The sequence below is a fragment of the Streptomyces sp. NBC_00341 genome, from assembly GCF_041435055.1.
GTDB lineage: Bacteria > Actinomycetota > Actinomycetes > Streptomycetales > Streptomycetaceae > Streptomyces.
Window position 1 is genome coordinate 2777509 of sequence record NZ_CP108002.1, and the last position, 13268, is coordinate 2790776.

At 67.8% G+C, this 13268-nt stretch carries 20 protein-coding genes and 1 tRNA gene; 8 read left to right on the forward strand and 13 right to left on the reverse strand.

The window, feature by feature from the left end; translation table 11 throughout:
* The first annotated feature begins 116 nt into the window (after positions 1 to 116).
* A tRNA-Gly gene (locus OG892_RS12395) sits at positions 117 to 190 on the forward strand.
* A gap of 64 nt (positions 191 to 254) precedes the next feature.
* On the opposite strand, the gene OG892_RS12400 is transcribed toward OG892_RS12395, so the two are convergent.
* The 11 genes from OG892_RS12400 to OG892_RS12450 all read right to left on the reverse strand — a co-directional run bounded on the left by OG892_RS12400 (position 255) and on the right by OG892_RS12450 (position 6679).
* Entirely contained in the window at positions 255 to 1370 is a 1116-nt protein-coding gene (locus OG892_RS12400) for a tyrosine-type recombinase/integrase (protein ID WP_371629139.1), read from the reverse strand.
* 29 nt (positions 1371 to 1399) lie between these two features.
* Positions 1400 to 1612 carry an excisionase family DNA-binding protein gene (locus OG892_RS12405; RefSeq protein WP_371629140.1) on the reverse strand — a complete coding sequence of 71 codons (213 nt, stop codon included), beginning with the start codon at positions 1610 to 1612 and terminating at the stop codon, positions 1400 to 1402.
* 2 nt (positions 1613 to 1614) lie between these two features.
* Positions 1615 to 3018 (reverse strand): replication initiator protein RepSA, encoded by a 1404-nt coding sequence (repSA, locus tag OG892_RS12410; protein WP_371629141.1) that lies wholly within the window; start codon positions 3016 to 3018, stop codon positions 1615 to 1617.
* Positions 3018 to 3215, reverse strand: coding sequence for a hypothetical protein (locus tag OG892_RS12415; RefSeq protein WP_371629142.1), 198 nt, complete (start codon positions 3213 to 3215; stop codon positions 3018 to 3020). Before OG892_RS12415 ends, repSA begins: the two co-directional genes overlap by 1 nt.
* A 5-nt stretch (positions 3216 to 3220) precedes the next feature.
* Complete coding sequence (locus OG892_RS12420; RefSeq protein WP_371629143.1) at positions 3221 to 3403, reverse strand: hypothetical protein; 183 nt, start codon at positions 3401 to 3403, stop codon at positions 3221 to 3223.
* 88 nt (positions 3404 to 3491) lie between these two features.
* A complete protein-coding gene (locus OG892_RS12425; protein ID WP_371629144.1) occupies positions 3492 to 3773 on the reverse strand; it encodes a hypothetical protein in 282 nt (93 codons plus the stop codon).
* Between the two features lie 14 nt (positions 3774 to 3787).
* A complete protein-coding gene (locus tag OG892_RS12430; RefSeq protein WP_371629145.1) occupies positions 3788 to 3976 on the reverse strand; it encodes a mobile element transfer protein in 189 nt (62 codons plus the stop codon).
* 19 nt (positions 3977 to 3995) lie between these two features.
* Positions 3996 to 4658 carry a DUF2637 domain-containing protein gene (locus OG892_RS12435; protein WP_371629146.1) on the reverse strand — a complete coding sequence of 221 codons (663 nt, stop codon included), beginning with the start codon at positions 4656 to 4658 and terminating at the stop codon, positions 3996 to 3998.
* 73 nt (positions 4659 to 4731) lie between these two features.
* Positions 4732 to 4914, reverse strand: coding sequence for a hypothetical protein (locus OG892_RS12440; protein ID WP_371629147.1), 183 nt, complete (start codon positions 4912 to 4914; stop codon positions 4732 to 4734).
* A gap of 83 nt (positions 4915 to 4997) precedes the next feature.
* A complete protein-coding gene (locus tag OG892_RS12445) occupies positions 4998 to 6347 on the reverse strand; it encodes an FtsK/SpoIIIE domain-containing protein (protein WP_371629148.1) in 1350 nt (449 codons plus the stop codon).
* A 2-nt stretch (positions 6348 to 6349) separates the two neighbouring features.
* Positions 6350 to 6679, reverse strand: coding sequence for a hypothetical protein (locus OG892_RS12450; RefSeq protein WP_328898328.1), 330 nt, complete (start codon positions 6677 to 6679; stop codon positions 6350 to 6352).
* 156 nt (positions 6680 to 6835) lie between these two features.
* Between OG892_RS12450 and OG892_RS12455 the strand changes: the two genes are divergently transcribed.
* The 6 genes from OG892_RS12455 to OG892_RS12480 all read left to right on the forward strand — a co-directional run bounded on the left by OG892_RS12455 (position 6836) and on the right by OG892_RS12480 (position 10584).
* Positions 6836 to 7609 (forward strand): GntR family transcriptional regulator, encoded by a 774-nt coding sequence (locus tag OG892_RS12455; protein ID WP_371629149.1) that lies wholly within the window; start codon positions 6836 to 6838, stop codon positions 7607 to 7609.
* A complete protein-coding gene (locus tag OG892_RS12460) occupies positions 7606 to 8169 on the forward strand; it encodes a GNAT family N-acetyltransferase (protein ID WP_371629150.1) in 564 nt (187 codons plus the stop codon). Before OG892_RS12455 ends, OG892_RS12460 begins: the two co-directional genes overlap by 4 nt.
* Positions 8170 to 8721: 552 nt before the next feature.
* Positions 8722 to 8985 (forward strand): hypothetical protein, encoded by a 264-nt coding sequence (locus OG892_RS12465; protein ID WP_371629151.1) that lies wholly within the window; start codon positions 8722 to 8724, stop codon positions 8983 to 8985.
* Positions 8986 to 9239: 254 nt separating this feature from the next.
* The gene (locus OG892_RS12470; protein ID WP_371629152.1) at positions 9240 to 9410 is read left to right on the forward strand and encodes a hypothetical protein; all 171 of its coding nucleotides are present in this window, start codon (positions 9240 to 9242) and stop codon (positions 9408 to 9410) included.
* Positions 9411 to 9724: 314 nt separating this feature from the next.
* Positions 9725 to 9931 (forward strand): hypothetical protein, encoded by a 207-nt coding sequence (locus OG892_RS12475; RefSeq protein ID WP_371629153.1) that lies wholly within the window; start codon positions 9725 to 9727, stop codon positions 9929 to 9931.
* 500 nt (positions 9932 to 10431) lie between these two features.
* Positions 10432 to 10584: a hypothetical protein gene (locus OG892_RS12480; protein ID WP_371629154.1), complete on the forward strand. Its 153-nt coding sequence runs from the start codon at positions 10432 to 10434 to the stop codon at positions 10582 to 10584.
* 294 nt (positions 10585 to 10878) lie between these two features.
* Here the strand turns inward: OG892_RS12480 and OG892_RS12485 are convergent, their stop codons facing one another.
* The gene (locus tag OG892_RS12485; RefSeq protein WP_073739026.1) at positions 10879 to 11073 is read right to left on the reverse strand and encodes a hypothetical protein; all 195 of its coding nucleotides are present in this window, start codon (positions 11071 to 11073) and stop codon (positions 10879 to 10881) included.
* A 478-nt stretch (positions 11074 to 11551) separates the two neighbouring features.
* Between OG892_RS12485 and OG892_RS12490 the strand changes: the two genes are divergently transcribed.
* Positions 11552 to 12709 (forward strand): acyltransferase family protein, encoded by a 1158-nt coding sequence (locus OG892_RS12490; RefSeq protein ID WP_073739025.1) that lies wholly within the window; start codon positions 11552 to 11554, stop codon positions 12707 to 12709.
* A gap of 64 nt (positions 12710 to 12773) precedes the next feature.
* Here OG892_RS12490 and OG892_RS12495 read toward each other — a convergent pair whose 3' ends face one another.
* Positions 12774 to 13259 (reverse strand): HD domain-containing protein, encoded by a 486-nt coding sequence (locus OG892_RS12495; protein ID WP_371629155.1) that lies wholly within the window; start codon positions 13257 to 13259, stop codon positions 12774 to 12776.
* Positions 13260 to 13268: the final 9 nt, after the last annotated feature.

The window sequence follows — 13268 nt, forward strand, 5'->3', positions numbered from 1 at the left end:
TTTCCGGAAGCGTCGCCCGACGCGACACCGGTGCGGGATCGGGTGTGCGGGCAGCGCCCGCGACCCGCTACGATGCTTCTCGTGCCGCGGTCCCGGTGACCTGCGGTGCGGTGCATGCGGGCGTAGCTCAATGGTAGAGCCCTAGTCTTCCAAACTAGCTACGCGGGTTCGATTCCCGTCGCCCGCTCCAATCACTCAGGGCCAGGTCAGAGGATCATCCTCCGGCCTGGCCCTGATGTGTTTCTGATCTTCGTTCAGTCCCGCGTGCCCGCTGCGTGCCCGTTTGGGTCTGGATCTTGCTTTCGGGCCTGCTCGACGGCAGCGCTCACGGCGTTGCCGATCAGCCGTTCCCGTTCAGCCGTGGCGTGCTGGTAGATCAGCGCGGCACGGGCCGTACTGTGGCCCATTCTCGTCATCAGCTCACGGGTACTGGCGCCGGTCGCCGCGGCCAGCGTGTTGCCGGTGTGCCGAAGATCATGAAAGTGCAGGCCCTTGATCCCGGTCTGTCCGCACGCCTTGCGCCACAGCCGGTTGAAGTGGTTCCGGCGAGGGGTCGCGCCCTTGGCCCCGACGAAGACGCGGCCATCCGCTCCGTGCTCGGAGTACACCGCGAGGTGAGTGGCCAGTTCGTCATGGATCACGGCAGGGATCGCCACGGTGCGCTTGCCGGCCGCACTCTTGGGCTCCTTCACCAGGCGCTCCCCGCTGTGGAGTTCAGCGATGTTCCGGCGAACGCGCAAGGTGCCGGCCGTCAGGTCGAGGTCCCGCCGACGGAGGCCGACCAGCTCGCCCCAGCGAAGGCCGGAGAAGGCCGCCAGGAGGACGAGCGCGCGGTATCGGGGCTGGATTGCCCCAGCGAGCGCGTAGACCTCCTGAACGGTCGCTGTAGGCCGCTCAGGGGTGGGGGCCGTACTCGCGCCCTTGACCCGGCAGGGATTGCGGCGGATCAGCCGGTCGTCCACGGCCGTCATGAGCACTGCCCGCAGGAGTGCGTACGACTTCGCCACGGTTGACGGGCCGACGCCGTTCTCCAGTCGGGCGACTCGCCAGGCGCGGACCATGGCCGAGGTGATGTCGGCTACGGCGACCTTGCCGAAGGTGGGGTCCAGGTGGTTGCGCAGGAGCGAGCGGTAGAGGTCTGCGGTGGACGCGCCGATGCCGCGCTCAGCGATCCAAGTGGCCGCGTACGAGCCGAACTCGACCTGCCCCGCGTCGGGATCGGACCAGTCCCCGGACCGGAGTTCCGCTTGCCGCTCAGCCAGCCAGTCATCCGCGTCCCGCTTGGTTCGGAACGTCTCGGGGGCAGGGCGATCGATGCCATCAGCCCCCAGGTAGCGAGCCTGATACCGGCCGGAAGGGAGCTTCCGCACGCGCCCGAATGTTCGCTTCTTGCTCGCCATCAGGCGGCCCTCCTCAGCATGCCGCGCCGAACGGCCACAGGCTCCACCGTGTGGGCTGCGACGAAGCCGGAGACCGCACTTTCGGGGATGCGGACGTGGCGGCCGACCTTGACGAAGGTGATGCGCCGTTCCTCGATGAGCCGCCGCGGGAAGCGCACGGTCGTGCCCAGACGCTCAGCGACTTGTTCCACGGTCAGCAGGCGGTCGGCCATGCTCACCACTCCCCTTCGGTGGTTGCTTCGAGTTCGGCACGTGCTTCACGGGCGGTGTCGCGGTTGTGCTGGATGTCGCGGTGGATGTTGGCGGCGAGCCAGGATTCGCCGGGGGTGTGGCCGTGGCCGGCGTAGGTCCAGTGCGCGAGCGTGAGCGTCGTTGCCTCGGGGTGGTCGTCCGGATCCGGGAGGCCGAGCGCGGTGCGTTGTTGGGCGGCGCGGTAGTCGGCGCGTACCTGACGCAGAGCTCCAAGGGTGGTGGAGTACATGCGCGACTTCGTGGAGAAGTGGCCGCGGAAGCCGAGCATGTGAGCCCAGTCCCGAAGCTTGCGGTCCGGGTAGGCATGGTGGAGGTCGAGGCACGCTTCGATGAGCCGGCGGGGGTGCTCGGGGACGTCGAGGAGGATCAGCGCTTCCTTGTTGCCCACGCGGTGGTCCACGGTGCCGGTCGTCTCCGCCGCCTTGGTGGCGTACTTGGCGACGTAGGAGGCCACCGCCTGCTCTGTGAGGTCTTCGCCGTTCCCGAACGCGCCGATGGGCTGGACGTCGAGCTGCGTGCCCCAGCGCAGCACCCAGGCCGTGGGGAAGCCAGCCTCCTCGTTCGGGGGCACGACGACTTCCACGCGAGCCGCCGCGGCACGGATGGCGCCGTCGAGCAGGTCGAGGGTCGCCCAGGCCGGCGGGGGTGAGTCCGGGCCGTCGGGTCCGTCGAAGCGGATCACGGCGTGGAAGTGGACCGCTCCGCGCTTCTGGTACTCCGCGACCTTCCCGAAGGACAGCCGGGACTGTTCGCGGGCAGCCTTCTGGGTGAGGCCGGCGCGACGGGCGATTTCGCGGCGGAGGTAGATCGTGAAGTAGCGCCAGAGGTCGGATGCGTGGTTGTTCCAGAGCACGGCCCCGGCGTAGTCGTACGTCGCGGGGTTGATGGGGGTGCCGAGTTCGGTGGCGTTGTCGGGGTGGTGGGTGCCGCAGCGGCAGGGCCGGTTCCCGGGCCGGTTGTGGACCGCACCGAACGACGGAGCGGTGAGGGTCGCGAAGACCCGCGGGTGGTCGCGGATGGTGTGCGGGGTGCCCTTGTCCGGGTCGCCGGTGAGGCCGGCGCGGATGAGGTGGTAGGTGTCGCCGGCGTAGGTCCAGGCGCAGGCGGGGCAGCGGGAGGCGCGGCGGTTGCCGCAGGCGATGCGTAACCGGCCGCCGGGCTCGGTGTCGGTCGTGTAGTGGTGCAGGAGGGTGCCGGTTGCTCGGTCGGTGGTCTTGGTGGCGCCGGTGAGGTGGATGGGTTGGGCGCATCCTCCGGTGCGGCGGATCTGTTCTTCCCAGCGGTCGAAGCCGGTGGACCCGGCCACCCTCAGCACGTCGGCGAGGGTGGCCGGGTCCAGGCCCGCCGCGGTGGCGGTCGTATTCATCAGCCACGTTCCTTGCGGTTGTGAGCGGGTCCGTGGTTGGCGGTGTAGCCCTCCACCAGGGCCCGGACCTGTGCGTCACCAGTCGCGGTGGCCGAGGCCCCGCAGTGGCACACGGCCGATCCGGTGGCGGGGGTGTTGGGGGACGGCTTGCTGACGTGCAGGCCCGGGCGGTCCGCGGTCGGGGTCAGGTCAGACATGGCAGTCACCTCCCGGCGCGGGCGTAGGCGCGGACGGGGGTGGTGTGGCCGGTGCCGCGGCAGGCGGGGCAGTGCGCGGTGATGGTGTGCCGGTCGCCGGTCGGGGTCGTCTGGCCGGTGGTGACGGCGACCTGAGGGAAGCCGTCGCAGTGGCCGCAGATCGGCCGGGGCAGGGTGTTCTCGGGCATGATGGGATCTCCCTTTCGGGTCCTTGGATCTGGAATGGGTTGGGCGCCCGGGGCGGCGGAAACTTGGCGGTTGAGGCCGCCCCGGGGGCTACTTGGTGCGGGTGGAGCGCTTGATCGTGAGGCTCACGCCGCCGGTGGCGGAGAGAACGGCGACCGCCGCGGCAGCGGCAACGTGGAGGGTCACGGCGATCATCAGGATGATCAGGGCGATTCCGCCGGTGATCGTGATGGCCAGCACGACGGGGCCGGTGTAGTTGCGGGGCGCGGCCCGGACGATGACGATCTGCTTCGGGTCGGTGCCGTGCGGGAGCTGCCGGAGCAGGTCAGCCGGGATGTGACCGGCGTTGTACTGGTCCTCGGGGTAGCGCATGAGGTCACCTCCTCTCAGGCCGTGCAGCGGTGGGTTTTGGCGGCGAGTTCGGCGGCGGCACGGCCGTGGTAGTCGGCGGAGAAGTTGCAACCGGGGGCGGTGCAGGCGGCGGTGTGCTTGGTCCGGCCGCGGCCGTCGTAGTGGGTGCCGATCTGGACGGGGCCGATGCGGATCACGTTGGTGAAGCGGTTCGGACGCGGCATGACGTGGGCTTCCTTCCTGTCAGGCGAGTTGGGCCGTGATGGCGTCAGCCAGCGGGGCGGGGACACCGAGGCGAGCGCGGAGGGTCGCCGTGTCGATGCGGGAGCCGGTCGTGGCGTGGTGGGTGTCGGCGACCTTCCGGGCGTGATCGAGCAGCGCCGGAGGAACAGCGACAGCCGGGGTTGGGGCAGGGGCCGGCGGGAGTTCGGGCGCAGGGTCCGGGGCCGGTTCGGGAGCCCGCTGGACCGTGACGTCCGGGGCCGGGTCGGGGTCCGGGGCGGTCAGCGGTGCAGTGGATGGGGCCGGTTCGGTCTCGGCGGGTGCCGTGGGGGTGTGGGCGAGGAGTGTTCCGCCGAGGAAGGCGAGGGCGGGCCAGCCGGCGACGAGGATGCGGAGCCAGGGCGGGACGTCGCCGAGGTCGAGCATTCCGGCGGTCGCGATGTTCGCGCCGAGGGATGCGGTCAGGGCGATGACGAACCAGACCCAGGCCGGGCGGTTGTCGGCGTGGGTGCGCATCCGGCGCCAGGCGGCGACCAGGAGCAGGTCCACGCTGATCGGGTAGGCCCAGGCCTTCCAGCCGTCCTGTCCAGCCGCTTCGGCCAGGTCATGAAGGTGCGAGAACGACAGCGCACCGGCGATCACGGCCTGCACCAGCACGGCATCCAGTCGGATGGTTCGGGACATCAGGGTTCACCTCCAATCTGTGGTGGTGCCGGGGCCGGGCGGGATTCGGTGGTCACCGCCCAGCACCCGGAGGTCAGGAGTCGGGGTCAGTGCCGGTGCCGAAGCAGTTCAGGCAGAAGCCGTCCTGCTTGCCGACCGGGCGATGCTTGCGACCGACCCGCACTGTGATCGCGACGCATCCGGTCCCGTTGCACGGCTTGCAGGGCGCCGGCTCGGCCGGGGGCTTGGGCTTGGTGGTCCGTTTCGTGGTGGCCATGGCGGTGGTTCCTTTCGGTTCCGGGCATGGGCGGGGTAGGGACCTGGCGCGAGAGGTCGCGCCAACCGGGGAAGGTGCGGGTGTTACTCGGTGACCGGGCGGGGCTTGGCCAGCGGCGCAGCCGGGGCCGGGGTGGCGCGGACGATCGGGCGGAACGGGGCCAGCGCGGCGATGTCCGGGGTCATGTGCGCGTACTCGCGGCAGATCGCGACCGCTTCCGTAGCGGTCATTTCCGGAGTGCGGATGCGGGACCAGCCCCCGGAGGAGTCGCCGGCCACCGCCACACCGGGGCGGTCCGGGGCAATGGTCGTGGCGGCGAAGACCGCGTCCGGGGCGATGTCGGCCAGGCCCATTTCGGCGGTCTGCTTGTCGTTGACGCGGTGCACCACACGGCCGGTGAGCTGGGCCCGGAGCATGGTGGCGCCCTTGCCGAGATCGGAGCCGAAGCGCTGCCCGCAGACCTCCAGGTAGATGCCGATCGCGCGGGCCATCTGGGCGAGGCGGACCAGGCGCATCACCATCCGGTCTCTGCGTTCCTCGTCCTTCTTCACCGCGGTCAGGAAGAGTTCCGCGACTTCGTCGACCAGGACGATCAGGGGTACGGGACGGACCTTGGCGGGCAGGTCCCACAGGTCGGAGACTCCGTGGGCGCTCAGGATGTCGAAGCGCTCCTCCATCTCCCGCACGAGGACTTCCAGCAGGCTGTCGGCTTCGTCCGGGGTGGTGGCGAGGGCGGAGAGCCGGGGTGCGAACCCACGCTGTTCCACCCCGCGTTTGCAGTCGATGCCGATCAATCCGACCGGGAGTTTCGCGAGACCGGTGATCAGGTTGCGCTGATACATCGACTTGCCCGACTGATTCGCACCCACCGTCAGGCCGTGCGGGACCTTCTTGTAGTCCCGGACGAACGCCGTACCGTCCTCCCGCAGAGCGACAGGCACCACGAGCGGGCCGGCCAGTTTGCGGGGCAGTCGGCGCGGCATCTTCACCCGGCGCAGGACGTCGTACCCGGTCATGCGCAGTTCGACGAAGCCGGGCTTGACCTCCACAACGTGCACGGAATGGACGCCCCAGGCGTGCCGCAACCGTTCCGAGGCCGCAGCCACGTCCGCAGGCTCCAAGCCGGCCGGAAGGCGGAGTATCGCCCGCATCCCGGTCGAGGAAGCGCGGACCCGGCGGACACTCGGGGGAACCGGCTGTACGTCCTGGCGGCGGGCCACGTTGCGGACCATGAACGCCCGCAGCCTGGACGGCTGAACCGTCAGCCCACACACATCCATCGTCGAGCGATACGTGGCCGCGAACCGGACCCGGGCAATCGGCAGACCCACCAGCGACCAGAACACCCGCGGTGCGCGAGCCTTCGCGTAACCGAGGCCGCCGGCAGCCGATAAGACCCCGGCCGCCTCGATCATCAGGGTCAGGTCCGGCATGATCAGGCACCCGCCGTGATCGCTACCGCGCGGAAGCTGATCCCGTGCCGGGTCTGGCCATTGAAGGTGTTCTCCCAGTCGCGGGCCTTGAGGCCGATCACCGTGACCGGCGTACCCGGAGTCAGGCTCTCCGGAACACCCGTGCTCGGGACCGTCACCTGGTAGAGGTTCCCCTCCCCGTCGTCCGAGATCAGCAGGCCCACGGTCGCGAGCGGGGCACCGGTCTCCCGGTCCATCGCGATCTCACCGGTCTGCTTACTCACGAGCTTCGGAGTCGGAGGCGTCGCAACGAACACGACAGCGGTCGAAACATCGATCTTGAACGACGGCATAGCTGTCTCCTCGGTCGTACGGCCCAAGCCTCTTGAACCGCTTGCTCAACTTGTTGGTACAAGCTGATACCTAGAGATTGCATCACCGAGGGTGAGGCGTCAAGCACTTCGGAGCACATGTACCAACAAGTTGACCGAGTGCGTCATGATGGGGTCATGAGCAAGCAGCCGAAGTACCGACAGGTGGCCGACGCACTGCGTCGTGAGATCGACAGCGGCGCCTACGGTCCCGGCGCGCGGCTCCCTTCAGAGAGCGAACTTTCGACACGGTTCGACGCGTCGAGAAACACTGTCCGATCGGGCCTGAGTCTGCTGGTCAGCGAGGGTTTGATCACGTCAAGCCAAGGGCTTGGCTACGAGGTCCGTGAGCACGAGCTCTTTGAGCTCAACGCTTCCCGCTTCGAGAACCTGAGCTTCCCGCAGACTGGCGACGCCTACTCGACGGACGTGACGAACGCCGGCCGCAGGCCGCACCAAACGTTTCGTGTCGAGCTCACCACCGCCCCCGAGTACGTGGCCCAGCGTCTGCAAGTCGACGCCGGATCCCGAGCCGTCCTCAGGTTCTGCCATCGGTTCGTTGACGATGTCCCATGGTCCACCCAGGCCACTCACTACCCCGATTGGCTGGTAGAGGCAGCCCCCCGGCTGACTGAACCGGGGGATATCGCCGAAGGAACGACCCGCTACCTCACGGGTCTCGGCATCGAGCAGGTCGGATACGCCGACGAGATCGCCACCCGGATGCCGACGCCAGAGGAGGCCCGACTTCTGGACATAGGAGCGGGAATCCCGGTCCTGCTCTGGACCCGAACCGGCTACTCCCCTGAGCGGCCCATTCGCTGCACGATCACGACGTTCCGCGGCGACCTGAACCGGATGAACTACGAGATCGGCGACCTGTCCGCCCGAAACGAGAACGACCCCCAGTGAAGATCACAACCGCAGTACCGGGCGACTTGGACCAGCTTCTGGCGTTCCGGGAAGAAGCCGCATCCTGGATCAGCGAACTGGGCAGCGACCAGTGGAGCCGGCCATACCCTGCCGATCGCCTGTTGCTGACCATCGAGGCTGGCACAGTCTTCATGCTCCGCGACGGCAGCCGGACCGCTGGGACCATCACTCTCACGCCAGAGGCGGAAGAGGGGTTGTGGACGCCCGAGGAGTTGGGGGAGGCATCCATCTTCGTCAACAAGCTGACAGTGTCCCGCGATTACGCGGGGAAGGATCTTGGAGGCAGGCTCCTCGATTGGGCGGGAGATCGCGCCTACCAATCGTCGGCCAAGTGGCTCCGCCTTGACGCATGGACCAACAACGCCGCACTTCAGCGCTACTACCTACAGCATGGCTTCGAGCACGTTCGGACTGTCCGGGAAGGCGGCGCCATCAACGGCGGCCCACGCGTCTCAGGCTGGCTTGCCCAGCGCCCTGCTTCCCCCGCCCAGCACGGGTTCGAGGACCAGACGCCTGGCCCCAAGCCCTTTGGCACCTGAGCTGTTACAGGTTTCTCTACCTCATCAAGGCACCCGGCTGCGCTCCGCTCCGCCGGGCGCGCTTCCCGGCTCTGGCCGCTCCCGCGCTCCTGCCTTCGGCCCGCTCGTCGCTGCCGCCGCCGACGCGCGCCCGCAGTGGATAGGCCCGAGGGCATGAGTCGAGACCGATCCGCGGGCCAAAGACATGCCTCCGGCGGGGGCGCTCAGACTCCGGGATGGGAGGGGCGCCGTTCGCGGCTGCCGGCGAATTCGTGGTGAGCGTCGTGGAGCTCCCATCCCGACCACCTTCGACCCAGGCAAAGCCGAGCAGTCGCGGCCCAGGGCGTCAAGGTCGTTCGTACAGTGGCGCGCTCCACCTTGACGCCCTGAACCACGCCCGCTCCACGGAGTGTGGGTCGAAGGCGGACGGGATGGGAGCTGGGGTAGGTGGTGGGTTGAGGTGGGGCCTAGGCTCTCCGGAATCGGTGAGCAGGGGGGACTTTGGTGGAGCAGCAGTGGCCGGAAGGGCCGAACGCAGACCCTGATGCGGCGAGAGAGCGCTACAGAACGGACATGAACGCATCACGAGCCGCGATGTGGGAGTTGTTCCGGGTGGAACTCTCCGTCGCACACATGGGCCTGGCGCTCGTCGTGATGGCGAGCGTCTTGGTATCCGTAGTCTGGTCCCCGCCCGCGGGTGCACTCATCGCTGGAGGCTTCGCAGCGCTGTTCGTTGTCGCCTTGGTCGTATTCCTGCTCCTGGGCAGGCGACGATGGGGCGCCGTGCGCGCCGCGTACAAGTTCGTGTTTGGCTGGGCGAATTGGGTCACGCCCTAGAGGTCTGGCGGGGTGTTCTGTCAAGCGGCACCCGGAGATCTGACATCAGTCTCTGACACCAACGGCCACGTACATGCGCGATCAACGGCGGATCTCGCCGGACGGACAACGCAGGTCCATCTCAGGGGATCCCACGTCGTGAAGTTGGTGTGGTCGACCTGATAAGGATGAGGCCACAGGCTGACTCCTGCCTTGCCGAGCAGCAGAGCCCCACCTGATCCCTCGCTGAGTACAGTGACCGGCAAGGGGGCATCATGTCTGATCAGGGTTGGAACGACGAAACCGACTACACCAGGGCTCAAGGTTGGGCCCGGTTCGTGACCGTGATCGCATTGGTCTGCTCGCTGGGAGTCATCGCACTTGGAGTCGTCGCCGTCTTCGGCCTGAAGTTCTTCCTCTACGTCATGGAAGCGCTCAGCGGATAGCCCGCTGCCGACTGCTCTGGCTAGAGCTACGGAGCAGAAGTGTCCGTGGTGAGCGTCTAACTGCGTGACAACGGCGACGTACAACAGCAGACAAGCGTGGACGCCCGCGGACGATGAGCGCAGGTGAGAGCCACAACAGTGCGAGGCTACTCCCCCGCCCAAGTTACTTCGGGACGATGCGGTCGCGGGCTCCAACCACACCGGACTCTGCTCCCTCAGGCTCGCCGCAGAGCGGCCTTCATCCCCTCAATCAGGGTCATGCGGGTCTCACGAGCAAGCCGCCAAGCATGGAGGTACTCAACGGAGTCCGACTCATGGCCGGCGACCACCGCATCATGGAAATCGAGCACACTCAGAGTGGCGCGGCCGGCCAGTTCGACAACCGGCCTCTGGGCTACCAACTCCAGTTGTTGCTGCGCTGCGTAGACTCCGTGCTCGCCGATCGCAACGTGCCCCTTGCCAATCCGTTCCGGGGAAGGCTCGCCCCGAGAGAACGCATCCCGGGCCTGAGCAAGTGCTGAAAGATACTCCATGAACGCTGAGCGGAGCGCGTCTCGATCCCGCTCTGACGTGTCACGTCGCCACCGGATGCGATCAGCGACAAGAGTGCTGCCGACGCCAAGAACCGTGCCCACTGCTGTCGCTACGATCGCCGACCACTGCATTCGCCCCCCATGGCTTGATGTTGCTCAGCAACGTCGGCCCCAATGGCAGGCGTGCGGTCGCATCTTGATGCCCTGAACCACGACCGCTCCACGACGTGTGGGGCGAAGGCGGACGGGATGGGAGCTGGGCGAGTGGTGGGTTGAAGTGTGTCCAGCACCGCCAACGCGCGACCGTATCGCGGAGTGCCCGCCGCTCGGGACCCAAGTGCGTTAATGTTTAGCCTGCTTGAACGACAAGCAGCCGTGCGGCATCTCCGGCAAGAGATTCAATGCCCCACGGCTTCAAGTGACAAGGACTCCAGATGAACCCCGAAGGTCAGTCACCCATAACCCATTGTCTACACAATGGGTTATGGGTGGGACGCTACACGCAAGGAACGTCTCGAATCAACCCCTGCGCCACAAACAAGGCCAGCCGGCGTCAAGTCGTCACCGACATCATCAAGCTGGTCACCTCACTAGCCAGCGCGATTGCGGCCGTTGCCCCGCTGATGACCAAGCTGCTGTAGGCGTGCCCGCTGCGTGCCCGACACAGGGGGAAGCAGCGGGGAACCACAGGAGCAGACAGGACCTTGCCGACTCGACCGCAGGTCAGAGTATGCGCAGGTCAGACCCCATCCGCATACGGGGTCTTCCAAACTAGCTACGCGGGTTCGATTCCCGTCGCCCGCTCCATGGCTCGGGCCCGGTCCGGCGTCATCCTCTCGGATGGCTGCCGGACCGGGCCCTTCGCGTTTCCCCGCGCTGCGCGTGCCCCCGCGCGCGTCCCGGGGCCGGGGTACGGCCCGGGACGCGGTCCGGGGTCAGAAGTTGATCTGGTTGATGCTCTGCGCTATCGAGTCCATGAACTTCTGGATCGACGGCGCCATGCCGGTCGATGCCAGGAAGAAGCCGAAGAGCACCGCGACGACCGCGGGTCCGGCCTTGATGGAGCCGCCTCGGATCAGGACCACCAGGATGATCGCCAAAAGAAGCACCACAGACAGTGAAATGGCCACGACTGATCACACCCTCGGTCGGTCCGCCTTGCCGGCCCGGAAGCGTGCGGCCGTGCACACCTCCGTTTGCGTCCATCGTGCCACCAACTCCCCTGTGGTCGCTGCCGCCTGACGAAGCGACCAGTCGGTATCACGCCATCTTGCGCCGGTCGCGGACCTGTTCGCAGCGTCAGCGCGGTGCCGCCGGCCCAGTGGCGGCAAGGCGGGTGCGGTCGGTGCGCGCGGTAATGATCCGATGAACGGAAATGATCTGCAACGGTGATCGTTTCCTTACCCACACACTTCATCCACATGCAATTCCCGAAGTCGGGTGCGACGTAATTCACTGCCCCAACTGCCTGATGATATGCACCATTTAAGGAGGATTAACCAGCCCATACCGGGCAAAAAACAGGGGTTTGCCTTTTGGTCGGCCGGGCACACGCGATATCCGATGGCGGTTTTACGAAATGCAATCGAGACGTCTAGGGTGCTTGAGATGTTCCACGCTCCGAACGTATTCCAGAGGGCACCGCTCCCCCCAGCGACCCGGGAGTCGGAGCCCAGACCCCAAGCGCCGGGCCGGGCACCGGACGCCCCCTCCGCGGTGGCCGTGGCGGAACGGCCCGTGCAGGCCCCGCCCGCGAAGAAGCGTGACGCCTACTTCGACAACGCCAAGTACCTCGCCATCGTGCTGGTCGCGGTGGCGCACTCATGGGTGCCGGTCATGGAGGGCAGCAGGGCGGCCCGCGCGGCGTACATGGTCACGTACACCTTCCACATGCCGGCCTTCATCATCATCTCCGGCTATTTCTCACGTTCGTTCAGCCTGACCCCCGCCAAGGTGAAGCGCCTGGTGACGGGGGTCGCCGTGCCGTACATCGTGTTCGAGACGGCCTACTCGCTGTTCCGGCGGTACGCGAGCGGCTCCTCCGACGGGGCGATCAGCCTGCTGGAGCCCTGGTACCTCACCTGGTTCCTGGCCGCGCTGTTCATCTGGCGGCTCACCACGCCGATCTGGCAGAACCTGCGCCACCCGCTGGCGGTGTCGCTCGTGATCGCGGTCCTCGCCTCGCTCGCCCCCAGCATCGGCGACGACCTCGACCTGCCGCGCGTCCTGCAGTTCCTGCCGTTCTTCGTGCTCGGTCTCCAGCTCAAGCCCGAGCACTTCCGGCTGGTCAAGCGCCGCGAGGTGCGGCTGCTGGCCCTGCCGCTGTTCGCCGGTGCGCTGGTCTTCGCCTACTGGGCGGCGCCCCGGATGCAGCTGGGCTGGTTCCTGCGCGACTCCAGCGCCCAGGAGATGGACGCCCCGTGGTGGTCGGGCGCGGTGATGACCCTCGCCCTGTTCGGCTGCGCGACGCTGCTCACCGTCGGGTTCCTCGCGTGGGTGCCGCGCCGCCACATGTGGTTCACGGTGCTGGGCGCCGGCACGATCTGCGGCTATCTGCTGCACGGGTTCCTGGTGAAGGGCGCCGACTACTCGGGCCTCTTCGACCACAACGACTGGCTGATCTCGCCCACCGGGCTGGTGCTCGTCACCGTGGCCGCCTCGGTCGGGGTGACGCTGCTGTGCACGCCGCCGGTGCGACGGGTCATGCGCTGTGTGACCGAACCGGACATGAACTGGGCGTTCCGGCGGGACGCCGCCAAGATCTGAGACTTCGGGATTGAGCCAACACGGCGGAGCCGGACCCGGTCGGGTCCGGCTCCGCCGTGTTGGCTCAATCCCGACGGTCGGTGGGTGATTCCGGGGCGGTGAGTCCGAGCAGGCTCCGCACCTGCGCATACTTCGCGGCCAGCCGGGTACGGGTCGCCGGGTCCAGGACCGCGAGGCGGACCGGGTCCGCGTTGTGCGCGAGGTCGGACTCCTTGATCAGCAGTGCGCCCGGAGTGGCCAGGATGCGGCGGGCGTACGCCGGCAGCTCCTCGCCCTCCCGCTTGCTGACGGCCAGGACCATGTCCTTGACCCGCTGCGGCAGCGCGGCCCCGGCCAGCCAGCGCTCCGACAGCGCGTCGTCCTCGACCGCGTCGTGCAGCCAGGCGGCTGCGATCTGCTCGTCGCTGCCGCCCCTGGCCCGTACGCCCTCCGCGACGGCCGCGAGGTGTTCGGCGTACGGGCGTCCCGCCTTGTCCCGCTGACCCTCGTGGGCCGCACGGGCGATGCGCTCGACTTCGGCCGGGGTCAGGTGTATGCGGGGTGCCGTCATGGCCCGACT

Bases quoted from the DNA above. Each gene is read 5' to 3' on its own strand.
- OG892_RS12405 (WP_371629140.1), bottom strand. From the start codon at position 1,612: ATGGCCGACCGCCTGCTGACCGTGGAACAAGTCGCTGAGCGTCTGGGC.
- repSA (WP_371629141.1), bottom strand. From the start codon at position 3,018: ATGAATACGACCGCCACCGCGGCGGGCCTGGACCCGGCCACCCTCGCC.
- OG892_RS12415 (WP_371629142.1), bottom strand. From the start codon at position 3,215: ATGTCTGACCTGACCCCGACCGCGGACCGCCCGGGCCTGCACGTCAGC.
- OG892_RS12420 (WP_371629143.1), bottom strand. From the start codon at position 3,403: ATGCCCGAGAACACCCTGCCCCGGCCGATCTGCGGCCACTGCGACGGC.
- OG892_RS12425 (WP_371629144.1), bottom strand. From the start codon at position 3,773: ATGCGCTACCCCGAGGACCAGTACAACGCCGGTCACATCCCGGCTGAC.
- OG892_RS12430 (WP_371629145.1), bottom strand. From the start codon at position 3,976: ATGCCGCGTCCGAACCGCTTCACCAACGTGATCCGCATCGGCCCCGTC.
- OG892_RS12435 (WP_371629146.1), bottom strand. From the start codon at position 4,658: ATGTCCCGAACCATCCGACTGGATGCCGTGCTGGTGCAGGCCGTGATC.
- OG892_RS12440 (WP_371629147.1), bottom strand. From the start codon at position 4,914: ATGGCCACCACGAAACGGACCACCAAGCCCAAGCCCCCGGCCGAGCCG.
- OG892_RS12445 (WP_371629148.1), bottom strand. From the start codon at position 6,347: ATGCCGGACCTGACCCTGATGATCGAGGCGGCCGGGGTCTTATCGGCT.
- OG892_RS12450 (WP_328898328.1), bottom strand. From the start codon at position 6,679: ATGCCGTCGTTCAAGATCGATGTTTCGACCGCTGTCGTGTTCGTTGCG.
- OG892_RS12455 (WP_371629149.1), top strand. From the start codon at position 6,836: ATGAGCAAGCAGCCGAAGTACCGACAGGTGGCCGACGCACTGCGTCGT.
- OG892_RS12465 (WP_371629151.1), top strand. From the start codon at position 8,722: ATGAACGCATCACGAGCCGCGATGTGGGAGTTGTTCCGGGTGGAACTC.
- OG892_RS12470 (WP_371629152.1), top strand. From the start codon at position 9,240: ATGTCTGATCAGGGTTGGAACGACGAAACCGACTACACCAGGGCTCAA.
- OG892_RS12475 (WP_371629153.1), top strand. From the start codon at position 9,725: ATGGCCGGCGACCACCGCATCATGGAAATCGAGCACACTCAGAGTGGC.
- OG892_RS12490 (WP_073739025.1), top strand. From the start codon at position 11,552: ATGTTCCACGCTCCGAACGTATTCCAGAGGGCACCGCTCCCCCCAGCG.
- OG892_RS12495 (WP_371629155.1), bottom strand. From the start codon at position 13,259: ATGACGGCACCCCGCATACACCTGACCCCGGCCGAAGTCGAGCGCATC.